We start from the raw sequence: 23,305 nt of genomic DNA, 5'->3' as shown, positions 1-23,305 counted from the left end.
GGAGAGAATAGCCATGACCTACAGAGTTGCCATCGTCACCGGCGCCGCCGCCGGCATCGGCGCCGCCTGCTCCAGGCGTCTCGCGCAGGACGGGATCGCGGTGGGCGTGCTCGACCTCGACGAGGAGCGCTGCGCCGAGACGGTAAAGTCCATCAAGGATGCGGGCGGCAGCGCCATCGCACTGGGCGCGGATATCTCCAACCGCGAACAGGCGGCCGCTGCCGTTGCGAAATGCCGCGACGCGTTCGGGCCGATCTCGATCCTCGTCAACAACGCCGGCGTCACCGACTTCACCCCGTTCGAGGACCTGACCGACGAGCGCTGGGACTTCGTTTATGCGATCAACGTGCGCGGTCCGATGATCATGACGCAGATGGTGCTGGCGGATATGAAGGCGGCGGCCTGGGGTCGGGTGGTGAACATCTCGTCGTCATCGGCGCAGACGGGGGCGATCAACATGATCTGCTATTCCTCGTCGAAGGGCGCGGTGGTGACCATGACGCGGTCGATGGCGCAGGAATTCGGTCCTTACGGGATCACCGTGAACAATATCCCGCCCGGATCGGTGATGGGCACGATCATGTCCGAGGCCAACCGCGACCGCTTCCAGATCCCGACCGAAGTGCTGCTGCAGACGATTCCGGTGCGCCGCATGGGCGAGCCGGACGATATCGCCAATGCCTGCGCCTGGCTGTGCCACGAGGCCTCGGGCTACGTCACCGGCCAGACCATCGGCGTCAATGGCGGGCGCGTGGTGAGCTGATCCTTCGGCAGGCTCGGAATGGGCGGGATGGGCGGAAACTCCCGCTCAGGCTGAGCTTGTCGAAGCCGGTCTGCCTGGTCCGCAAAACGAAAAAGGGGCCGACGGCTTGCGCCATCGGCCCCTCGTCCACATGGGGAGTGGAAATCGTCGACCGGACGATCAGGCCTTCTTGTCGGCCTCGTAGCGTTCGATGGCTTCCAGTACGATCCGGCGGGCATCTGCGGCGTTGCCCCAGGTGCCGACGCGAACCCACTTTTCCTTCTCCAGGTCCTTGTAGTGGGTGAAGAAGTGCTCAACCTGCTGGTAGACGATGTCGGGCAGGTCTTCCTTCTCGTTCACGTGCGAATAGTACGGGAAGGTCGAATTGACGGGTACGCACAGCAGCTTTTCGTCGCCGCCATGCTCGTCCTCGAGGTTGAGGACGGCGATCGGGCGCACCTTCACCACGCAGCCCGGGATGAACGGCGAGCGCGCGACGACCAGTGCGTCGAGCGGATCGCCATCGGGCGAGAGGGTGTGCGGCACGAAGCCGTAGTTCGCCGGGTAACGCATCGGCGTGTGCAGGATGCGATCGACGAACAGTGCGCCGGAGGCCTTGTCGAACTCGTACTTGACCGGCTCGCCGCCGACCGGAACCTCGATGACGACGTTGAGGCTTTCAGGCGGATTGTCGCCAACGGGGATCATGTCGATGCGCATAACGGTCCTTACTTTAACTGGCGCGATACATACGCGCCGGTTGGATCACGATGCGCGCGGGCTTAGCGTTGCAACTATTGCACTGCAACCGCCTATTGGAATGAACGGAACTTAGTTTCGGCGGGCCGTCAGCAGGCGGTCCAGGCCGTTCGTCTTGCCCGGTGTGGTGCTTTCCAACCATGGGTAACGCAGGCCCCCATGGTAGTCGATTTCGATAGTCTGATAGCGATCGTCACGGCGGATCAGCAGGGCAATCGGTGCTTTCGAAGACTTTGCGGCGGTTACCGCATCCTTCATCACGTCCTCGCTATAGGCGCGCCCGCCCACCGCCACGATCTTGGCCGTGTTGACGATACCGGCGTTGTAGGCAGGTCCGTCCCACAAGGTGGAAGTGACTTCGCCGTCCTTATTGAGGTTGATGCCTAGCGAATAGGTCAGGTCGAGCGTCTTGCGCGAATCGGACACGCCCTTGTCGTAGGGATTGGGCTTGTCCTGCCAGGTCAGCTTGTAGCCGCCCATTTCGATGCCCTTGAGCGGTGCGGGCTGGCCCGTCCCATAAAGGCGGGTGCGCAGGAAGCTGGCCCAGTCATAGGGATAGACGCCATTCAACGTGGTGACGATCTCGTCGAAATCGTAGGTCAGCTCGCCCCAGTCGCCGTCGCGCACGCCGAAGAAGGCCTTGGCGAAATCGTCGAGGCCCTTGGCCCCGCGCGTACCCTGGCGGATGATCTGGTCCGCCTCAAGCCAGGTCAGAGCGCCCTCGGTGTAATAGTCCTCGCTGCGGGTGAGCGACAGGTAGGGCAGCGGGCGACGACGGTTGAGCTGCGGACCGGCGGTGGTGTCCTCGACCGAGCGCCAGCCGCGCCCCGGCGTGCCTTCCGCGAACTTGGCGGCGATGCCGGCCAGCGAGCCAAGGATCGTCTCGCGTGACTGCACGCCCGACCTCGCGGAAAGGATATAGCCCCAGAACTGGGTCTGCCCTTCGTAGAGCCACAACAGGGTGTTCTGCATCGGCTGCTGGTAATCGGGCGTCCAGGCATCGGCGCCGCGGCGGAACTTGCCGTTCCAGCTGTGCACGAATTCATGCGGAACGACGTTGCGGTCCCACGCCATGGCGTCCCAGTCGGTCCAGGACTTGGGCTCCATCTGGTTCTCGCTGGAGCGGTGGTGCTCCAGGCCGATACCGCCCATGCGGTCGGTCAGGGCCAGCAGGAAGTCGTAGTGGTCGAAGTGCTTCGCGCCGAACGTCGCCAGCGATTCGGAAACGAGGTTGCGATAGCTTTCGAGGTTCTTGGGCGCGATCTTCAGCTGGTCCGGCTCGTCGGCGACGACGTCCATCCAGACGCCTTCGCCCAGATCCCAGCGCTGCGTGTAGATGCCCGCGAAGATCGGCGAATCGACCAGGCGCTCATAGTCGATCGTGCTCCAGGTGACGGTGTTCGCGCTGCGCGCCATGCCGTCGAGCGCGGTGTAGACGCTCCAGCCCTTGGGGAAGGTGACGGTCGGCTTTACCTTGACCTGCCGCACGTAATAGCCGGCGGGGTAGAGGCTCATCTTCTCCCACTGGAGGTTGAGCATCTCGCGCGTCATCGTCACGCGGCCCTCGCTGGTCTGCAGCGGCGAGGTGTGGACGAAGCGGGCGGTGACCTCCTTCGTGCCATCGGGCAGGGCGAGGTGGAAGGCGTTGACGGCCACAGTGTCGCGCACCCATGCGATTTCCTTGCCGTCCGCGAAGAAATGGATGTTCGCCAGCATCGCATAGGGGCCGGTTTCGGAGTGATTGCCGGGCAGCCAGCCGGGCTGCAGCAGGGTGAGCGACTTGGTGCCGGCCGCGACCGGGAAACTCTGCGTCACCTTGTAGACGCCGCGGTCAATGTCGCTGGCGTCGATCCCCAGTATTACCGTGCCGGCATAGGGCACATCGCGCGCCGCGGGAATTTCCGGTGGCAGCGGGGGCGCCATCGGGGTCGTGCGGGTAGGATCCTGGGCCAGCGCCGAAGTGGAGAGGAACAGGGAGGCGAAGAGCGTTGTAGCCGCGAACCGATACTTCATTACGTGGTTCTTTGCGCTTGTTGCCGCGTTTGGCAACCATCCAATCGCCCGGTTTCCTCAGGGCCACTTTCCCCGCCGCGCCAATCGGGCTAAGCGCGCGCACCATGAGCAATGCAGCATCCACCGCCCCGACCACCCCGCAGGCGATCCGGGGAACCCAGGACATCTTCGGCGCCGAGGCCGAGGCTTTCGCCCACGTCGTCGAGACGTTCGAGCGCGTGCGCAAGCTTTACCGCTTCCGCCGGGTCGAGATGCCAGTGTTCGAAAAGACCGCCGTGTTCTCCCGCTCGCTGGGCGAGACGACCGATGTCGTCTCCAAGGAAATGTATTCGTTCGAGGACCGGGGCGGCGAATCGCTGACCCTGCGCCCGGAATTCACCGCCGGTATCGCCCGCGCCTATCTGACCGATGGCTGGAAGCAGTTCGCCCCGCTCAAGGTCGCGACGCACGGCCCGCTGTTCCGCTACGAGCGTCCGCAGAAGGGCCGCTACCGCCAGTTCCACCAGATCGACGCCGAAGTGATCGGCGCCGCCGAGCCGATGGCCGACGTGGAACTGTTGGTCATGGCCGACCAGCTGCTCAAGGAACTGGGCATAGCAGGCGGCGTGACGCTGCAGCTCAACACCTTGGGCGACGCCGCCAGCCGCGATGCCTGGCGCGCCGCGCTGGTCGAATACTTCCGGGACCACAAGGATGCGCTGTCCGAGGATTCGCAGGACCGTCTGGAGCGCAACCCGCTGCGCATCCTCGATTCCAAAGACCCGCGCGACAAGCCTTTCACCGCCGATGCTCCGAAAATCGACGACTTTCTCTCGGGCGAAGCACAGGACTTCTTCGGTGCGGTGACACAAGGGCTCGAAGCGGCCTCGGTGGACTTCGTCCGCGCCCCGGCCCTTGTGCGCGGGTTGGACTACTACAGGCACACAGCTTTCGAATTTGTGACAGACCGGCTGGGCGCACAGGGCACCGTGCTTGGCGGCGGCCGCTACGATGGCCTCATGGGCGCGCTTGGCGGTCCGGAAACCCCGGCAGTCGGCTGGGCCGCAGGTATCGAGCGTCTGGCGATGCTGGTCGCTGATGCCGGGCAGTCATCCGAGCCGGCACTCACGGCGATCCTCGCGGTCGAGGACGATGCGGCGCTGTCGTTCGCCCTAAAAGCCATCACCGCGCTGCGCCATCAGGGCATCGACGCCGAGATGATCGCCACCGGTAGCCCGCGCAAGCGCTTCGACAAGGCGGTGAAGGCCGGGGCCAAGGTGCTCGTCTCGTTCGTGGCGAAGGACGGCGTTCCGACCGCAAACCTGCGAGCTGGTGAGCCGACAGCGGAATGGCTCGCGGTCGAACAGGTCCTGATGACGATCCAGCCGTGAGCATTTCCGACGCCCGCCTTGCCCAGCTCGGCGCCCGCTTTGCCGAGCTGGAGGCGCGCCTTGCCTCGGGCACGCTCGACAGCGAGGCCTTTGTCGCTGCCAGCCGCGACTATGCCGAGATCGAGCCGGTGGCGCGCGTCGCCGCCGATATCGCAGCCATGCGCGGCGAGCTGGAATCGCTCCAGAAACTGGAAGATCCCGATCCCGAGATGCGCGCCATGGCCGCCGAGGAAGTCGCGCGCCTGAAGGGTGAACTGCCCGAGGTCGAGCGCCGCCTCGCCATCGCCATGCTGCCGCGCGATGCGGCCGACGTGCGTCCGGCAATGCTGGAAATCCGCGCCGGCACCGGCGGCGACGAGGCCGCGCTGTTCGCTGCCGACCTCTACCGCATGTACGAGAAATATGCGGCCGAGCAGGGCTGGCGCATCGAGATGGTCAGCGCCAATGCCAGCGATGTGGGTGGCTTCAAGGAAGTGGTCGCGAACATCAATGGCTCGGGCGTTTTCGCCAAGCTCAAGTTCGAAAGCGGCGTCCACCGCGTGCAGCGCGTGCCGGTGACCGAATCGGGCGGGCGCATCCATACCTCGGCTGCCACCGTCGCGGTGCTGCCCGAACCCACCGAGGTCGACGTCCAGATCGACGACAAGGACCTCAAGATCGATATCTACCGCGCATCCGGCGCGGGCGGCCAGCACGTCAACACCACCGATTCTGCGGTGCGTATCACTCACCTGCCTTCGGGTCTGGTGGTGATCTGCCAGGACGAGCGCAGCCAGCACAAGAACAAGGCCAAGGCGATGCAGGTCCTGCGCGCCCGCCTCTACGAAAAGATGCGCGACGAAGCGCAAGGCGCCGAAGCCGAGGCCCGCAAGGCCATGGTCGGTTCTGGCGACCGCTCGGAACGCATTCGCACCTACAACTTCCCGCAGGGGCGCGTCACCGACCACCGCATCAACCTGACCCTCCACCGCCTGCCCGAAATCCTCGAAGGACCGGGCCTCGGCGAACTGGTCGACGCCCTCATCGCCGAGGACGAGGCCAAGCGCCTTGCGGCGATGGATGGGTGAGGGGCGAGTGGGGCCAGCGGCATACCTGTTTTCCGCCACCGGTCATGCTGAGCTTGTCGAAGCATGATTGACGCCACCGTCGCTGCAGCGATCCGCGCTGCCGCCGAGCATCTCAGTGCAACCAGCGACACCGCCCGGCTGGATGCCGAAGTGCTGATGGCCCACGCGCTGGGCGTGACCCGCTCGCAGCTCCTGCTCGGGCGGATGCGAGACCCGGCGCCCGAGGCCTTCGCCGCGCTGGTCGAGCGCCGAGCGCTCCATGAGCCGGTTGCCTATATCATCGGGCAACAGGAGTTCTTTTCGCTGCCCTTTATGGTCGGCCCCGATGTGCTGATTCCGCGCGGCGATTCGGAAGTTCTGGTCGACACCGCTCTCGCCGTCCGGCCTGATGCCCGCACCGTACTCGATTGCGGCACCGGCTCGGGCGCACTGCTGCTGGCGACATTGGTTAATTTGCCCGGCGCAAGGGGCATCGGCATCGACCGCTCGCCGGCCGCCCTGGCGATCGCAGCGGCCAACGCCGAGGCGCTGGGCCTTGCGGATCGCGCCGCGATGATCGCCGCCGACTGGCACGCACCGGGCTGGAGCGAAGCCCTCGGCGGACCGTTCGACCTCATTCTCGCCAACCCGCCCTATGTCGAGGACGACGCTCCGCTGGACGCTTCCGTGAGGGCCTTCGAGCCTTCAGGGGCCCTGTTTTCCGGGCCTCACGGCCTCGACGACTACCGCATCCTCGTGCCGCAGCTTCCCGGCCTGCTGGCACCCGGCGGAGCGGCGCTGGTCGAGATCGGGTACACGCAGGCAGAGGCCGTCATCGCCATCGGCGAGGCCTGCGGTCTTTCGGCCCGGCTCCATCACGACCTTGCCGGACGGGCACGGGTCATCGCGTTTTCGGGGACAAACATACATGAGGCGTAAGTTTTCGCTTGGAATTGGGCTTTATAATGCCTAAAGATTGAAGCGAACCGGCTTATGGACGATGTTTTCCCATACCCGGCTCGCCTCCAGCATTTGCAAGCGGCCGTGGGTTTCCACGGCAAGGCAGATGTGAAGCTCACGGCGGCCGGGGGGCCAGTCGGGATCATATTATTTAGGCATACCGGCCTGTAGGGCTCGGGCGGATGCCAGGGGTTTTGAGGAACGTTATCCTTGAATAACAATCGTGGTAACAACAATAACAACAACAACCGCAGGCGTGGCCGCGGTAACAACAACAACCGCCAGCAGGGTGGTCAGCAGACGAACCGGATCGACAGCAGGGCGCGCGGCAACGCTCCCCAGATGCTCGAAAAGTATCGCAAGCTGGCTCATGACGCCCATCTGAACGGCGACCGTGTGACGGAGGAATACAACCTCCAGTTCGCCGATCACTACTTCCGTGTCATTGCCGACCAGAAGCAGCGCCAGGACGAATTGCGTCAGCCGCGTCCGAACGATCGTCCATCCGAATATGGCGACGACTTCGGTTCGGAGTACGATCCCTACGGCGAAAACCCTTCGATGCCGGGCGACCGTCCGATGCCGTCGGAACGCGCCCCGCGCCAGGACCGTGAACCGCGTCAGGACCGTGAGCAACGCCCTGAGCGTGAACCACGCCAGGATCGCGAATCGCGCGCCGAGCGTGAGCCACGTCAGGATCGGGAACAGCATTCCGAACGCGGTGACGAGGCCGTAGCCGAAGTACCTGCCGCAGCGGCAGAAACGCCAGCCGAAGTCGCACCGGAAGTTCCCGGTTCGGTCTACGAGCCGGCGGAGAACCCTTTCGTGCGCGACAATCGCGGCACCCGCGGCCTGAAGCAGCGCAAGCCGCGCGGCCCGCGCCGTGATGAAGGTTCTGAGGAGGCTTCCGCCGAAGCACCGTCGCAGGTCGCTTCGGAAGAACCCGGCGGCAACTTCGATGCCGCCGTGCTGCCCCCCGCGATCTCGGCCAAGCCTGCCCGCAAGCCCCGCGCTGCCGCAGCCCAGCCTGCCGAAGCAGTCGCAGAGGCTTCGGCCGAAGCTCCTGCCGAAGCAGCGGCTGAGGAAAAGCCGCGCCGCCGCCGCGCTCGCAAGCCTGCGGCCGACGATGCGGGCGCTACGCCCGAAGCCGTCAACGGCTGATCTCTTCCCGGCGCGGCGCAAGGTGACTTGCGTCGCGCCGGGCCGGGCTTACAAGCCCTAGGCGATGCAGTCAGACCGGCGCGCTTCGCCCATTCCCCGCTTTCTGAACCAGACCCTGGTTCCTCCAAGGCCGGCCTTCCGCGCCCTGGCGGCTATCGTCGCCGGCGCTGCCGCTGCCTGCGGCTTCCAACCCCTCGCTCTATGGCCCCTGACACTGATTGGTGTGGCCTGGCTGCTTGAACTCATTAGCCGCGCCCGCACAGGCCGTCAGGTCTTCGCACTGGGATGGTGTTTCGGGCTCGGCCACTTCACCCTCGGCAACAACTGGATCGCGACGGCCTTCACGTATCAGGCCAACATACCCGCATGGTTGGGCATGATCGCGGTGGCGCTGATCGCGGTCTACCTTGCGCTGTTCCCCGCGCTGGCGGCGCTGGGCGCATGGCTGGTCGCCCGGCCGCAGGGACGCGGGCGGTTCGCCAGTTTCCTCCTCGCTTTCGCCGCCGCCTGGATCGTCACCGAATGGACGCGCAGTTGGCTGTTCAGTGGCTTCGCCTGGAACCCATTGGGCGTCGCTCTGCTGGGGCCGTTCGACAGCCGGGGCCTGGCGCTGATTACCCCATGGATCGGGACTTATGGTCTTTCCGGCGTGCTGGCCCTGCTGGCCGGATTGCCTGGCCTCTGCGTACGCGCGGCTGACGGACATGACCGGATCGGCCGCCTTCTTTGGGGGCTGCCGGTGCTGGCGTTCGCGGGCGCACTGGCTCTTGTCATGATCATGCCGGGGCCACCGGCGCGCGAAGGTGCGGTGCCCTACACCCTCGTCCAGCCCGACCTCAGGCAGGAGGTCATCGACGACCCGCGCGAGTTCGAGCCCAGCTTCCGCAAACTCGCCATGCTCTCGCTGCCGCGCGGCACAGGTGACCGGCGCGTGGTGTTCTGGCCCGAGTCGGGCCTCGCAGACTTCCTGCGCGATGGCTATCCGGCCTACGTCTACAGCGCCTACAACTACGGCGGGGATCCCGCGCTCTCGCGGATGCGCATCGGCCGGGTGATCGGACCTTACGGTTTGCTCCTGACCGGGGCGGTGGACGTCGTGATCGAACATGGGGAGGATGTGGCCGCGCGCAATTCAGTCACCGCGCTCGACGGCGACGGCGATATTCTTGCCGGATATTCCAAGGCGCACCTCGTTCCCTTCGGGGAATACCTGCCGCTACGCTGGATTCTGGAACCGTTGGGCGCCAGCCGCTTCGTGGCCGGGCAACTCGATTTCTGGCCAGGCCCGGGGCCGCGAACCATCGACTTCGGCGTCTACGGTGAGGCCGGCATCCAGATCTGCTACGAGATCATCTTCAGCGGCCAGGTCGTCGACCCCGCGAACCGGCCGGACTACATCTTCAATCCCTCGAACGACGGTTGGTTCGGCGCCTGGGGCCCGCCCCAGCATCTGGCGCAGGCGCGGCTGCGCGCGATTGAGGAAGGGTTGCCGGTCCTGCGCTCGACCACGACCGGGATCAGCGCGGTGGTCGACGCCGACGGAATCGTGCGCGCTTTCGTACCGCGCCACCAGGCCGGGCGGCTCGATGGCATGATTCCGCTCGCGCACGAACCCACGCTGTTCGCCCGTTACGGAAACGTACTACCGCTGGGGTTTGCCGCGATGTTGTTTTTTGCAAGTCTTTGCGTGGTTGCACTGAAGCGCCGACAGGGCTAGACCTGGGACGTCACATAAAGCTTCCTTTATATCCCAGGGTTTCTCATGCGCAGCAACTACGTCTTTACGTCCGAGAGCGTTTCCGAAGGCCACCCGGACAAGGTTTCCGACCAGATTTCCGACGCCATCGTCGATCTTTTCCTGTCCAAGGACCCCGAGGCGCGTGTCGCTTGCGAGACGATGACCACGACCCAGCTCGTTGTTCTTGCCGGCGAAATCCGCTGCAAGGGTGTCTACGAGAACGGTGAGTGGGCCGAGGGCGCGCTCGCCGAGATCGAAAAGACCGTCCGCGATGTCGTCAAGAAGATCGGCTACGCGCAGGACGGCTTCCACTGGGAAACCTTTGAGTTCATCAATCGCCTGCACGGGCAGTCCGCCCACATCGCCCAGGGCGTCGACGCCTCGGGCAACAAGGATGAAGGCGCGGGCGACCAGGGCATCATGTTCGGTTACGCTTGCGACGAGACGCCCGACCTGATGCCGGCGACGCTCTACTACAGCCACAAGATCCTCCATCGCCTGGCCGACGACCGCCATTCGGGCGTGGCGCGTTTCCTTGAGCCGGACGCCAAGAGCCAGGTCACCCTGCGCTTCGAGAACGGCGTGCCGGTTGCCGCAACCGCTGTCGTCGTCTCGACCCAGCATGCGCCGGGCTACGATACGGGCGACAAGGAAGCGGAGCTTAAGGGCTACGTGAAGCAGGTCGTCACCGAACTGCTGCCGGAAGGTTTCGTCACGGCCGAAACCGTGTTTCATATCAACCCGACCGGCTCGTTCGAGATCGGCGGCCCTGACGGCGACGCTGGCCTGACCGGCCGTAAGATCATCGTCGACACCTACGGTGGCGCAGCCCCGCACGGCGGCGGTGCGTTCTCGGGCAAGGACCCGACCAAGGTCGACCGCTCGGCCGCCTATGTCACGCGCTACCTCGCCAAGAACGTGGTTGCCGCCGGTCTTGCAACGCGCTGCACGATCCAGGTTTCCTACGCTATCGGGGTGTCGAAGCCGCTCTCGCTCTACGTCGACACCCATGGCACGGGTACGGCCAGCGACGCTGACCTCGAAGCTGCGATCGCCAAGGTTGCGGCTGAAAAGCTGGGCGGCCTGACCCCGCGCGGCATCCGCGTCGGCCTGGGCCTGAACAAGCCGATCTACGGCGTGACCGCCGCTTACGGGCACTTCGGCCGCGAGCCTGAGGGCGACTTGTTCCCCTGGGAGCGCACCGACCTCGCCGATGCACTGAAGGCCGCGCTGGGCTGATCCATAGGGTCCTGAAGGATCACCGGACATGAAAGGCCGGGCCGGGAGCAATCCCGGTCCGGCCTTTTCGTATCCGGCCTTGCGATAATGGTGCTCGACCAACGACATATGCGCGTCGACAGGCGGCTTGTCCGGCCTTGCCTCGCCGAAATCTCTGGGTAGCTTCGGCCCATCATCTTCCGCGCGTTTCCGGGCGCGGAACTGCAAGGGACACATCCATGATCGAAACCGACCGCCGGGGCGCCCTGGGCTTGGCCGCCGCGCTCCCGCTTGCCTCAGCGCTGCCTTCGCTGTTTGCCGGCGCCGCCCATGCCGCCGCGGCACCAAACGGCGCCGCCTGGGATCTTACCGACCTTTTCCCCGACCTTGCCGCCTGGGATGCGGCGCGCAAGGACGTGGTCGCCGCGCTGCCGCGCCTCGCAGCCTACAAGGGCACGCTGGGGCAGGGCGCCGATGCCATGGCCAAGGCGTTCGAGGACATTTCCGCCGTCACCATCAAGATGATGCGCGTCTACGTCCACGCCTCGCTGCGCGCCGACGAGGACGTGCGCGTCTCCGCCAATCAGGAGCGCAACGCGCAGGTCGAGGATCTGTGGTCCTCCTTCGGCGAGGCCACCGCCTGGACTGCGCCTGAAGTGCTGGCGCTCGGCAAGGATAAGGTGGAGAGCTACATCGCGGGCAACGCCGTGCTCAAGGGTCGGTTCGCCTATTCGCTGCGCAAGACGCTGCGGCAGGCCGCGCATACGCTGGATGCCAAGGGCGAGCAGATCCTTGCCGCCGCTTCCTCGCCGCTGGGCGGGCCGCAGACCATCCGTGAGCAGTTGTTCAACTCAGACATTCCCTGGCCCACGGTCAGCCTCTCGGACGGGCGGAGTCAGCGGCTCGATGCGCAAGGGTACACACTGACCCGCGATGCGCCGAGCCGTGAGGACCGCAAGACGGTGTTCGACGGCTTCTTCGGGCAGATGGGCAAGTTCGAAAGCTCGCTCGGCGCGGCGATGGCGGCCAAACTCAAGGGCGATGTGTTCGAGGCGCGGATGCGCAGCTATCCCGGTTCGCTGGCCGGGGCACTGTCTGGCGATAATGTGCCCGAGAGCGTCTACCGCACCCTGATTGCCGAAACCGACGCCGGCCTGCCGCAGCTGCACCGCTCGTTCGAGCTGCGCCGCAAGATGCTGAAGCTGCCGGACATGCATTATTACGACATCTATCCGCCGCTGGTCAGCATGGAGCGCAAGTTCACGCTCACCGACATGCGCAACATCACCTTGAAGGCGGTGGCGCCGCTCGGCCCCGATTACGTCAAGCGGCTGGGCGCGGCGACGGCGGCGAAGTGGATGGACCCGCTGCCCCGCCCCGGCAAGCGCCCCGGCGCCTACATGAACGGCTCGGCCTACGGCGTGCACCCCTATCTGCTGTTGAACCTTGGCGAGAACTACGAGGGGCTGTCCACCTATGCCCACGAATGGGGCCATGCGATGCATTCGATCCTGGCGGATTCGGCGCAGCCGTTCGAACTGTCGGACTACCCGATCTTCACCGCCGAGATCGCCTCGACCTGCAACGAGGTGCTGCTGACCGAGTACATGCTGGCGCAGGCGAAGACCAACGAAGAGAAGATCTACTACCTGGGCATGCGGCTCGAGGGGATGCGCGGCACGTTCTTCCGCCAGGCCATGTTCGCCGAGTTCGAACTGAAGATGCACGAGATGGCCGAAGCCGGCGAAGGCCTGTCCGGCGAGAGCCTGACGCGGGTCTATCTGGACCTGCTCAAGCGCTACCACGGCCCGAATTTCGTGATCGATGCACCTTACGCCATCGAGTGGGCTTATATCCCCCACTTCTACAGCCAGTTCTACGTCTACAAGTACGCCACCTCGATCGCGGCGGGGACGTGGTTCGCGCACTCGATCCTGAACGGCGGCAAGGTCGAGCGGGAGCGGTATCTCGATGTGCTACGTGCGGGCGGCTCAGCCGATCCCGTGGACATCATCAAGGCTTCGGGCCTCGATATGACCGGGCCGGAGCCCTATCGCGGTCTGGTTGCCGATTTCGGCGCGACGATCGACGAGATCGAGAAGCTGCTGGGTTGAGAAGGGACACTGCCCTCTCCTTTTTGGGGGAGGGCAGTGTCTGCTCTAACTTCAGGCCGGTTTGATGCCCATGCAGAGGTACTTCACCTCCATGTAGTCATCGAGACCGTAGTGCGAACCTTCGCGGCCGAGGCCGGACTGTTTGACGCCGCCGAACGGAGCGACCTCGGTGGAGATCAGGCCGGTGTTGATGCCGACCATGCCCGCTTCCAGCGCTTCCGCCACGCGCCACACGCGGCTCAGGTCGCTGGCGTAGAAGTAGCTGGCAAGGCCGAACTCGGTGTCGTTGGCCATGCGGATCGCTTCGGCCTCGTCGGTGAAGCGGATCACGCCTGCCAGCGGACCGAAGGTCTCTTCCCGGGCAAGCTTCATGTCGGGCGTCACGCCGGAGATCACGGTGGGGTTGAAGAAGCTGCCGCCGCGCTCGTTGCGCTGACCGCCGGCGAGAACCTTTGCGCCGCCGTCGACCGCATCCTTGAGGTGCTCCTCGACCTTTTCGACGGCCTTCTCGTCGATCAGCGGGCCTACCTCGGTGCCCTTGTCCATACCGTAACCCACGGTCATCGCGTTGACGCGCGCGGCCAGCTTTTCGACGAACTGGTCATAGACGCCGTCCTGCACGTAGAACCTGTTGGTGCATACGCAGGTCTGCCCGCCATTGCGGAACTTGGAGATCATCGCGCCTTCGATGGCCGAATCCACGTCGGCATCGTCGAACACCAGGAACGGCGCGTTGCCGCCCAGTTCCATCGAGCACTTCTTGATCGTCTCGGCGCATTCGCGAAGCAGGTCGCGGCCTATTTCGGTCGAGCCGGTGAAGGTCAGCTTGGCGACCTTGGGGCTGGAGGTGAGCGCCGAACCGATCTGGCCCGCGCTGCCGGTGACCACGTTGACGACGCCCTTGGGAATGCCCGCCATTTCGCAAAGCTGCGCGATCGCCAGTGCCGAATAAGGCGTGGCCGAAGCGGGCTTGATGACGATGGTGCAGCCCGCCGCCAGCGCCGGGCCCAGCTTGCGGGTGATCATCGCATTGGGGAAGTTCCAGGGCGTGATCGCTGCGACGACGCCGACGCCCTGCTTGATGACGACGATGCGGCGGTCGGGGGCGTGGCCGGGGATGGTGTCGCCGTAAGCGCGCTTGCCCTCTTCGGCGAACCACTCGATGAAGCTGGCGCCGTAGGCGATCTCGCCCTTGCCTTCGGCCAGCGGCTTGCCCTGTTCACGGGTGAGCAGTTCGCCCAAGTCGTCTTGGTGCAGCATCATAAGTTCGTAGAGCTTGCGCATCAGCCTGGAACGCTCACCGGCGGTCTTGGCGCGCCAGGCGGGAAGGGCGGCTTCGGCGGCGTCAATCGCGCGGGCGGTTTCGTCCGCGCCCATCTTGGGAACCGTGCCCAGCACCGCGCCGCTGCCCGGATCGGTAACCTCGAACGTCGCGCCGGAATCGGCATCCACCCACGCGCCGTCGATGTAGCACTGCTGCTTCAGGAAGTCGGTGTAGGCCATTTCGTGCGGTTCCTCGTGGTTGCCGGTGGGGCGTCTCGGATGGACGCCCGCACGTTCGGGCTTGGAATAGGCACGACCCCTAGCGCTGACAAGGCGCACCGACCCCCTCGCATTAGCGCGAGGTCGGGCGATTGACGCCTTTCCGCTGGTCGGTTAGTCTCATGAGAGAATAATAATTCGCAAATACGAATATTTTGCGGGAGAGTCCAGCTTTGGAATACGCAGGGTACATCGGCGGCGCCTTCGTCAGGGGTGCAGGCGAGCGATTCGAGGTGCAGAACCCCTCAGACGAATCGGTGGTCGCCGAAGTGGTGGGTGTTTCCGCCGCTCAGGCCGATGCGGCGATCGGCGCGGCGCGGCGGGCGTTCGATTCCGGCGAATGGTCCGGGCTGACGATGAAAGCGCGGGGCGCGGCGATGACCCGCTTCGGCGAGGCGATGCGCAAACGCGCGGACTGGCTGAAGGAATGCGCCGTTAACGAAGCCGGTTGCCCGGTTTCGGCTACTGTCATGGGCGCGCAGGTCCACGCTCCGCTGCGCATGACGGACGAGATCATCGACCTGTTCCTGCGCTTGCCCGAGCAGGTGGAAAACCCCCTGCCCATCCACGAACGGGTCAACCCGCATTTCACGGTGCAGAGCCTCAAGCGCTGGTCGCCGCTGGGCGTGGTCTCGGCGATTTCGGCCTATAACGTGCCGTTCTATACCGCGTTCTGGAAGGTGATCCCGGCGCTCATGGCGGGCGATACGGTGATCCTGCGGCCCAATCCGCTGACCCCCATCTCGTCCATGATATTTGCCGAAGCGGCCGAGGAAGCAGGCCTTCCGCCCGGCGTGCTGAACGTGATCGTCGAGCCGGGGCTGGCGGGCGGCCTTGCCATGACCACCGATCCGCGCGTCGACATGGTCTCGTTCACCGGATCGTGCACGGTGGGGGCCAAGGTGGCGCAGCAGGCCGCTCCTACGCTCAAGCGGCTGGTGCTGGAACTGGGCGGCAAGTCCGCGCAGATATATCTGCCCGATGCGGTGGCGCGTGCGCCGTCGGCGGCCCTGTCGGTCTGCACCTCTCATGCCGGGCAGGGCTGCGTGCTGGGCACGCGCGTATTCGTGCCGCAGGAGAGCAAGGCCGAGGTGCTGGACGGCATGGCTCAGCTGCTGGCAAAGGTGAAGATCGGCCCGGCCAGCGATCCCGCGACGCAGCTCGGTCCGGTGATCAGCGCTGCCCAGCGCGACCGCTGCGCGCATTTCACGCAGGCTGCCGTCGAGGCGGGCGGCCGGGTAGTCTGCGGCGGCAAGCGGCCGGAGGGCATCGACAAAGGCTTCTACTGGGAGCCGACCGTGCTCGACCTGCCCGACAATTCCAACCCCGCCGCGCAGGAGGAGATCTTCGGTCCGGTGGTCGGCGTGATCGGTTACCGCGACCTCGATCACGCGGTGGAGATGGCCAATGACAGCCGCTTCGGCCTGTCGGGCTGGGTGCATGGGGCCGACAAGGTGAAGTCGCTCGAAGTGGGCCTGAAGATGCGCAGCGGGGCGGTGAACATCAACGGTGCGGTGATGTCGAGCTACGCCAGTGGCGGCGGCATCAAGATGAGCGGTCTTGGCCGTGAGCGGGGGATCGAGGGCCTGCGCGAATTCCAGATGGTCACGACGTTGAACATCGGCGGGTGAGCGATCAGGGCACATAAGGGAGAGGGACGATGGAAGGACTGGTTCAGGGCAAAGTGGCGCTCGTCACCGGTGCGGGCTCCGGCGTGGGCCGCGCGGCGGTGCTGCTGTTCTGCGAGCATGGCGCCAAGGTCATCGCCGCCGACATCAACGGCGCCAATGCCGAGGAAACCGCAGCGCTGGCCAAGGCCGCCGGGGGCGAGGCAGTGGCTGTCACCTGCAATGTCGCCGACCCGGCCAGCGTCGATGCAGCAGTGGCGGCGGCAGTGGCCGCGTTCGGGCGGCTCGACGTGATTTACAACAATGCCGGCATTACCATCAGCCCGGTCCCCGGCAGGGGGCTGCGCTCCCTCGTCGAGTGCGATCCCGAGGAGATGAAGCGCGTGGAGGACGTCAATATCAACGGCGTCGTCTACGGCTGCCAGGCGGCGATCCGCCAGTTCGAGGTGCAAGGCAGCGGCGGCGCCATCGTCTCCACCGCCTCGGTCGCGGGGCTGATGGGGTATGGCGGCGTGCTTTATGGCGCGACGAAGGGCGCGGTCGTTCAGCTTACCCGCGCTTTGGCGATAGAGGTCGCGGACAAGGGTATCCGCGTCAATGCGGTGTGCCCGGCGGGGATGCTCACCCATTACGCCGGGATGGACCCCGACAGCGAACACCGCGGCCGCATCCTCGAAGGCATGGGCAAGGCGCATCCGCTGGGCCGGGCCATCGACCCGCGCGATACGGCTTCGGCGGCGCTGTTCCTTGCCTCCGACCTTGCCTCGAACATCACCGGGGTGAACCTGCCCGTCGACGGCGGTCTGTCCGCCGGGCGAAAGGCTGGAGGTTGAAGCCATGAGCAATACGATGAAACAGGTCGTCCTCGCCGCCTATCCCTGCGGCAATCCCGGCCCTTCCGATTTCCGCATCGAGGAGGTGCCGGTCCCGGAGGCGGGGGCGCGGGAAATCCTGCTCAGGACGCTTTACATCGCGCTTGACCCGCTGATCCGTTTCTCGCTCGACGAAAAGGTACTCTCGGGTGCGAGCCGGATGGTGCCAAACGCAGTCATGATCGGTCCCACCGTGTGCGAGGTGGCGGCCTCCAACCATCCCGATTACGCCCCCGGAGACGTGGTGGAGGGGCGTAGCGGCTGGCAGGAATATAGCGTCGTCGCACCGGATCAGAGTGATTATCGCGGGCCCCCGCGCAAGGTCGATCGTGCACTGGCGCCGGTCTCCACTGCGCTGGGCGCGCTGGGCGGTCCCGGGCAGACGGCCTATGAAGGCATCGTCAAGGTCGGCCGGGTCGCGGCGGGTGAGACCGTTGTGATCTCCGCCGCTGCCGGCGCAGTGGGCTCGATTGCGGGGCAGATCGTGAAAGTGCTGGGCGCCCGCGCGGTCGGCATAGCCGGAGGCACCGTGAAGTGCGCGGCGCTGCTGGACCTCGGTTTCGACGCGGTGGCCGATTACAAGGCGCCGGACTTTGCGGACCAGCTCAAGACCGCACTGCCCGAAGGCGCGAATGTCTATCTCGACAACGTGGGCGGGGATGTGACGCTGGCGGTGATGCCGCATCTCAAGCGAGGCGCGCGTATGCCGATGTGCGGTTTCATCGCCTATTACGGCGTAGGCATGGAAGGCCCCGGCCCGGATCATCTGCCCGGCTTCTACCGCCAGATCATGGCCAAGGGCCTTGAGATCAAGGGATTCGCGGGGATCTTCGGCGGCCAGAAGGGACTGGAGGACATCGCCGGGTGGATGAAGGCAGGAAAAATCCGTTTTGCCGAATCCATGGTTGAGGGCATCGAAGCCGCCCCGCAGGCCTTTTCCAGCGTGTTCTCGGGCCATGATCACGTGGGCAAGCTGCTGGTACGCGTCGCACCCGAGGCTTGATTGGCCGCGCGGCGGGGTCCAGCGTGATTCGCATGAATACCATGACTCCGTCCTCGCCTCTGGCTTCGCCGCCGCGCAGCACCGCCAATCCCGCCCCGGCCCGCATCGCCGGTTCGGTGCGGCGCACCACCAGCATCGACGTGTCGTGGCCGGACGGGATCGAGGGCCAGCGCCTCTTCATCGGCGCGGCGCGCGATTTGTGGACGCCGCTGGCGGGCACCGAAGGCCTGACCCTGGCCGAGGCGCGCTTCGACGTGCGGATGACCGAGGACAAGACGATCACCGCCATCACTGCCGACCCCGCTCCCGCCGGGTCGGAGCGGCTGATCGGTGCCCGTGCAGGCGGCCACTTGCGGGCCTTGCTACGCGAGATCATGCCCGATCTGGCGCACCCGCTCTATCTTGTGCTTGACGATCTTTCGGGCACCGCGCTGGTCAGCTCTTTTGCGTGGTCGCAGTTCTATCCCGACTGGGCCGAGCGGCTGCGCGAACGCATCGGCGAGGAGCAGCATGAGCAGCTCATGGCCCAGCGGGTCAACGTGTGCTGGGGCTTGCAGGAAGGCAACAGCGGCGTCCAGCCCGGCGGCCCGCCGGAGGATGTCGCCAGCGCCAATGCAGGCGATGTGCGCAATCCGCTCGATCCGCAGGGCTGGCACATGCTGTCCGATCACGAAGGCGCAGGCTTTCGCCGTGCCCGCCGCATTGACGTGACCAGAGACGAGGCAGCCGGGGTGATCCGCATCGATTCCGCGTTTCAGGACAGCGCCGCCCGCATCGACGGCAGCCGCGTCGCGATCCACGAATACCTCCTGCGGGCGACGGCGGATCTTGCCACGCTCGAAGTGCTGTCGATCGAGCCAGAGGCGCGCATCCTGCCGTTCTCGGAATGCCCCGGTGCGATCTACAACACCCAGCGTCTTGTGGGCCGGGGCCTAGGCCACATTCGCGACGAGGTGTTGACGCAGCTACGCGGGCCGGAAGGCTGCACCCACCTCAACGACGCTTTGCGTGCGCTGGCCGACGTGCCGGAACTGGCAGCGAAGATTGGCGGATAGGGGGCCCGTCCTCTCCGCCCGGCAGACCCCCTCCCGCAACGCCACTTGACCGGCGCGGCGCAAGACCCAGGCCTCGCTTGCGCGGGCCGCCCGCATCTGAAAGGCCGGGCGCAGGAACAGAAAACCTGCGGGGAAATGAGTGACCAGATCGGTCGTCACGCTTGATGACAAATATGTGCAGACCGAAGGGCAGGTAATGCTCTCGGCGCTGCAGGGCGTGGTGCGCCTGCTGCTCGATCAGGCCCGGCGGGACAGGGCGGCAGGGCTGAACACTGCGGGCTATGTCACCGGCTATCGCGGCTCGCCTATCACCACGCTCGACGCGCAGCTCTGGGCGAGCGAGACGCTGCTGGGCGAGCACGACATCCGCTTCGAACCCGGCCTCAATGAGGAACTGGCGGCGACTTCGGTGCGCGGCACCCAGCAACTGGGCTGGTACGGCAAGCCCCGTGTCGATGGCGTGTTCTCGCTGTGGTACGCCAAGGGCGTGGGCGTCGAGCGCGCGGGCGAGGCGATCAAGGCCGCCAACTTCGAGGGCACGCACAGCAAGGGCGGCGCGCTGCTGCTGTGCGGCGACGACCATGCCGCAAAGTCCTCGCTCACCGCGCACCAGTCCGAGCACGTGCTGGTCACCGCGATGGCGCCGGTGCTCTATCCCGCGACGACCGACGAAATCCTGACGATGGGCCAACTGGGCTGGGCGCTCTCACGCGCCAGCGGGCTCTACGTGGGCCTGAAAGCGGTGACGGACACGCTGGACCTGACCACTACCGTAACCTTGCCCGGCGACGCCTTCCCCATCCATATGCCTGAAATCCCCGGCATTTCCCCCAACTTGCGGCTCGGCATGTCGGCGCTGGATCAGGAGACAGCCGTGATCGAGCAGCGCCTGCCGATCGTCCCGCACTTTGCCGCGCTCAACCGCCTCGACCGGGTGAGCCACGATGCCTCCACTCGCCGCCTGACCATAGTGAGCGCAGGGAAGGCCTGGCTCGACGTATGCCAGGCCCTTACCGACCTGGGGCTGGACGACGGGCGCCGCCGCGCCCTGGGCCTGCGCGTGGTGAAACTGGGCCTCGTCTGGCCGCTCGACGCCGCCTTCGTTCGCGAGGCTTGCGGCGGCAGCGCCGAAGTCCTGGTGGTGGAGGAGAAGCGCGCCTTCATCGAGGACCAGCTGGCCCGCATCTTCTACGGCCGCGCCGACGCGCCCGTGCTTACCGGCAAGACTCTCCCCGACGGCACACCGCTCCTGCGCGAAACCGGGGTGCTGGACCCCGCGGGCGTGCGCCGGGCTCTGGTGAGCCGCCTCGCCGCTCTGGGTATTCTGGACGAGCAGACAGCGGCGCGTGATGCTGCCCTTTGCGTGCTCGAAGGCGGGGCCGGCGCGTTGCAGCGACTGGCGATCCGGCCGGCCTATTTCTGCTCGGGTTGCCCGCACAATACCTCGACGCTGGTGCCCGAAGGGAGCGCCGCGATGGGGGCGACGGGGTGCCACGGCCTTGCCCACTACATGCCCGATCGCAATACCATGCAGACCGTGTCGATGGGGCAGGAGGGCATGCCCTGGGTCGGCGCGCAGACGTTCGTCGATACGCCGCACATGTTCCAGAACCTCGGCGACGGCACTTACACACACTCGGGCCTGCTGACGATCCGCGCGGCGGTAGCCGCGAAAAGCCGGGTCACTTTCAAGATACTCTACAACGATGCCGTGGCGATGACCGGCGGCCAGCCCGCCGAAGGTGCGCTGACACCCGAGCAGATCGTGCGCGAACTGGTTACCGAGGGCGTCGATCCGGTGGTGCTGGTGAGCGAGGACCCGTCCCGTTTCGCCCACGCCGACCTGCCGCGCGGCACCCGCGTCCTGCACCGCGACCACCTCGACGCCGTGCAGCGCGAACTTCGCGAGACGCTGGGTACATCGGCCATCGTCTACGAACAGACCTGCGCCAACGAGAAGCGGCGGCGGCGCAAGAAGGGCGGCTATCCCGACCCCGACAAGCGGCTCTGGATCAACCCGGCGGTCTGCGAAGGCTGCGGTGACTGCTCGGTGCAGTCCAACTGTCTATCGGTGGTGCCGATCGAGACCGAACTTGGCCGCAAGCGCGCGATCGACCAGTCGACCTGCAACAAGGATTATTCCTGCATCAAGGGCTTCTGCCCCAGCTTCGTCGAAGTTTCGGGCGCAGCATTGGCGAAGCGCGGGATCGACGATGCGGCGCTGGCGGCGCACGTAGCAGTCTTGCCGGTCCCGGCGGTGCTGGAAATGGAACAAGGCTCCTGCGCGCTCGCAGTGGCGGGCATCGGCGGGACGGGTGTGCTCACCGTTGGAGCGGTCATCGCCATGGCCGCGCATCTCGAAGGCAAAGCGGCCAAGGTGCTGGATCAGACCGGCATGGCCCAGAAGGGCGGCGCGGTGACCAGCCATATCCGTATCGGCACGGACATCGCCGCGATCCCCTCGGCGCGGCTGGGTGCGGGGCAGGTGGATGTGCTGATCGCCTGCGACCTCGTCGTCGCAGCTGGACCGGAAGTGCTGGCGCTGACGCGGCCCGAAACGCGCGTGCTGGCCAATGAGGACGTCGTTCCCACCGGCGAGTTTCAGCGGAACCGAAACCTCGATCTGGCTGCCACCCGTTTCGTGACTGCCATCGGCCGCCGCGTCGATCCCGCGAACGTGGCCTCGCTGCGCGCCGGGACATTGGCGAACCGGTTACTGGGAGACACGATCTTCACCAACCTCATGATGCTGGGCTTCGCGGCGCAGAAGGGGCTGCTGCCGGTCAGGCTGGATTCGATCGAGCAGGCGGTGCGGTTGAACGGTGTGGCCGTTCGCCCGAACCTGGCGGCGCTCGCGCTGGGAAGGCTGGCGGCGGCGGGGGTGGACTGCGAGTTCCTTCCTGTCGCTGCGCCGCAGGAAGGAACTGGCTATGCTGCGCTGGTGGAGCACCGTGCCCGCCTGCTCACAGCCTATCAGAACGAGGGCTATGCCGCGCAGTACCGCGCTTTCCTTGGCGATATCGAAGCTACTCTGGCCGCGCGCGGGATTACTGATGCGCAGCCGTTCCTGACCCGGGTTGCTGGCGGCCTTGGCCGGTTGATGGCCTACAAGGACGAGTACGAAGTAGCCCGCCTTTATACCACTCCCGCCTTTCGTCAGGGATTGGCGGATACTTTTGCCGGCAGCCCTCGGCTCAGGGTCCACCTTGCGCCGCCACTGCTGGCATGGCGCAGGGATGCACGCACCGGGAGGCCGCGCAAGATCGCGTTCGGCGGCTGGATATTTCCGGTCTTTGAGGTGCTGGCACGGCTCAAAGTCCTGCGCGGCACGGCGCTTGACCCCTTCGGTTTCACGGCTGAGCGGCGCATGGAACGCGCGCTACCCGGCGAATACCGCGCCCTCATTGAGGACCTCGCGGCCAGCGTGACGCCGCAGTCGATGGAGGCCGCGATAGAACTTGCAGCCTCGGCCGACCTGATCGCCGGCTATGGCCCGGTCAAAGAAGCCGGCGTTGCCGCCTACCGCGCGCGGGTGGCGGTCTTGCGCGCCGGGCTCTCGTCCTCGTCCGCTGCCGCCGCCGAACGGATCGCGGAGCCGGCCTGACAGGCGATCACGCCTTCGATAGCCACCCGCATGGCGGTGTAGAATTCGGAGATGCGATCGAAACGCTCGGCGACGACGTCCGGGACGGCGCGGCCGCGCTGGCCTTTGAACATTCGCACTTGCCGCTCCAGCAGTTCGGCCTTGGCGACGAAGGGCCCGCTGAACTCTCCCGGCACCGAATAATAGATGCGGCGGCTGCCCGGTTCGCCCTGACGGCGGGCATTGCCGCAATGCTCCAGCGTGCGGGCGGCGACGCTTGCGTTGCTTTTGCTCATGCCAAGGTCCGCCGCGATCTGGTCCAGCGTCGCCGGTTCCTCGCGCAGCAGGAGATAGGCGTAGATGCGCCCGACCGGCCGCGGCCAGCCCCAGGGGGTCATCAACATCGCCATGGCGTCAAGAAAGGCTTCGTCCTGCTTTGTGGGCTTGATGTTCGACATATTCTGTATTTACTGAATTTGATGCCGAGACGCCAGCGGAAAA

Annotated in this window: 17 protein-coding genes; 13 read left to right on the top strand and 4 right to left on the bottom strand. The window is 65.9% G+C overall.

All coding sequences use genetic code 11. The features are described 5' to 3' along the window. The first annotated feature begins 13 nt into the window (after positions 1–13). Positions 14–763 (top strand): SDR family NAD(P)-dependent oxidoreductase, encoded by a 750-nt coding sequence (locus GVL61_RS13070; RefSeq protein WP_159980726.1) that lies wholly within the window; start codon positions 14–16, stop codon positions 761–763. 159 nt (positions 764–922) lie between these two features. On the opposite strand, the gene ppa is transcribed toward GVL61_RS13070, so the two are convergent. Next, positions 923–1,462, bottom strand: a complete 540-nt coding sequence (ppa, locus tag GVL61_RS13065; RefSeq protein ID WP_159980724.1) for an inorganic diphosphatase — start codon at positions 1,460–1,462, stop codon at positions 923–925. Between the two features lie 111 nt (positions 1,463–1,573). Further along, positions 1,574–3,514 (bottom strand): M61 family metallopeptidase, encoded by a 1,941-nt coding sequence (locus tag GVL61_RS13060; protein WP_159980722.1) that lies wholly within the window; start codon positions 3,512–3,514, stop codon positions 1,574–1,576. 104 nt (positions 3,515–3,618) lie between these two features. Here GVL61_RS13060 and hisS point away from each other — a divergent pair, with 104 nt between their 5' ends. The 7 genes from hisS to GVL61_RS13025 all read left to right on the top strand — a co-directional run bounded on the left by hisS (position 3,619) and on the right by GVL61_RS13025 (position 13,121). Next, positions 3,619–4,884 carry a histidine--tRNA ligase gene (gene hisS / locus GVL61_RS13055; protein ID WP_159980720.1) on the top strand — a complete coding sequence of 422 codons (1,266 nt, stop codon included), beginning with the start codon at positions 3,619–3,621 and terminating at the stop codon, positions 4,882–4,884. Then, positions 4,881–5,951: a peptide chain release factor 1 gene (prfA, locus tag GVL61_RS13050; RefSeq protein ID WP_159980718.1), complete on the top strand. Its 1,071-nt coding sequence runs from the start codon at positions 4,881–4,883 to the stop codon at positions 5,949–5,951. The genes hisS and prfA overlap by 4 nt, the downstream gene beginning before the upstream one ends. Positions 5,952–6,014: 63 nt before the next feature. Next, entirely contained in the window at positions 6,015–6,869 is an 855-nt protein-coding gene (gene prmC, locus GVL61_RS13045) for a peptide chain release factor N(5)-glutamine methyltransferase (RefSeq protein WP_159980716.1), read from the top strand. Between the two features lie 231 nt (positions 6,870–7,100). Then, the gene (locus GVL61_RS13040; RefSeq protein ID WP_159980714.1) at positions 7,101–8,051 is read left to right on the top strand and encodes a DUF4167 domain-containing protein; all 951 of its coding nucleotides are present in this window, start codon (positions 7,101–7,103) and stop codon (positions 8,049–8,051) included. Between the two features lie 64 nt (positions 8,052–8,115). Beyond that, positions 8,116–9,768 carry an apolipoprotein N-acyltransferase gene (lnt, locus tag GVL61_RS13035; RefSeq protein WP_159980712.1) on the top strand — a complete coding sequence of 551 codons (1,653 nt, stop codon included), beginning with the start codon at positions 8,116–8,118 and terminating at the stop codon, positions 9,766–9,768. Positions 9,769–9,813: 45 nt separating this feature from the next. Continuing rightward, on the top strand, positions 9,814–11,028 hold the full coding sequence (metK, locus tag GVL61_RS13030; protein ID WP_159980710.1) for a methionine adenosyltransferase: 1,215 nt from the start codon (positions 9,814–9,816) through the stop codon (positions 11,026–11,028). 218 nt (positions 11,029–11,246) lie between these two features. After that, entirely contained in the window at positions 11,247–13,121 is a 1,875-nt protein-coding gene (locus GVL61_RS13025) for a M3 family oligoendopeptidase (protein ID WP_159980708.1), read from the top strand. 51 nt (positions 13,122–13,172) lie between these two features. Here the strand turns inward: GVL61_RS13025 and GVL61_RS13020 are convergent, their stop codons facing one another. Further along, positions 13,173–14,624 (bottom strand): NAD-dependent succinate-semialdehyde dehydrogenase, encoded by a 1,452-nt coding sequence (locus tag GVL61_RS13020; RefSeq protein ID WP_159980706.1) that lies wholly within the window; start codon positions 14,622–14,624, stop codon positions 13,173–13,175. 212 nt (positions 14,625–14,836) lie between these two features. On the opposite strand from GVL61_RS13020, the gene GVL61_RS13015 reads away from it, so the two are divergent. The 5 genes from GVL61_RS13015 to GVL61_RS12995 all read left to right on the top strand — a co-directional run bounded on the left by GVL61_RS13015 (position 14,837) and on the right by GVL61_RS12995 (position 22,825). Beyond that, entirely contained in the window at positions 14,837–16,294 is a 1,458-nt protein-coding gene (locus GVL61_RS13015; protein ID WP_159980704.1) for an aldehyde dehydrogenase family protein, read from the top strand. Between the two features lie 29 nt (positions 16,295–16,323). Beyond that, complete coding sequence (locus GVL61_RS13010; RefSeq protein ID WP_159980702.1) at positions 16,324–17,124, top strand: SDR family NAD(P)-dependent oxidoreductase; 801 nt, start codon at positions 16,324–16,326, stop codon at positions 17,122–17,124. Between the two features lie 4 nt (positions 17,125–17,128). After that, positions 17,129–18,166 carry an NADP-dependent oxidoreductase gene (locus GVL61_RS13005; protein WP_235037678.1) on the top strand — a complete coding sequence of 346 codons (1,038 nt, stop codon included), beginning with the start codon at positions 17,129–17,131 and terminating at the stop codon, positions 18,164–18,166. Positions 18,167–18,198: 32 nt separating this feature from the next. Next, entirely contained in the window at positions 18,199–19,221 is a 1,023-nt protein-coding gene (locus GVL61_RS13000) for a DUF2889 domain-containing protein (protein WP_235037677.1), read from the top strand. 139 nt (positions 19,222–19,360) lie between these two features. Continuing rightward, positions 19,361–22,825 carry an indolepyruvate ferredoxin oxidoreductase family protein gene (locus GVL61_RS12995; RefSeq protein ID WP_159980700.1) on the top strand — a complete coding sequence of 1,155 codons (3,465 nt, stop codon included), beginning with the start codon at positions 19,361–19,363 and terminating at the stop codon, positions 22,823–22,825. On the opposite strand, the gene GVL61_RS12990 is transcribed toward GVL61_RS12995, so the two are convergent. After that, positions 22,741–23,262 (bottom strand): GbsR/MarR family transcriptional regulator, encoded by a 522-nt coding sequence (locus GVL61_RS12990; RefSeq protein WP_159980698.1) that lies wholly within the window; start codon positions 23,260–23,262, stop codon positions 22,741–22,743. The two genes, GVL61_RS12995 and GVL61_RS12990, sit on opposite strands and share 85 nt — an antisense overlap. Between the last annotated feature and the right edge of the window lie 43 nt (positions 23,263–23,305).

It is taken from the genome of Novosphingobium sp. 18050, assembly GCF_902706195.1.
Lineage (GTDB): Bacteria > Pseudomonadota > Alphaproteobacteria > Sphingomonadales > Sphingomonadaceae > Novosphingobium.
This window is presented reverse-complemented; position numbering and strand designations above follow the sequence as displayed.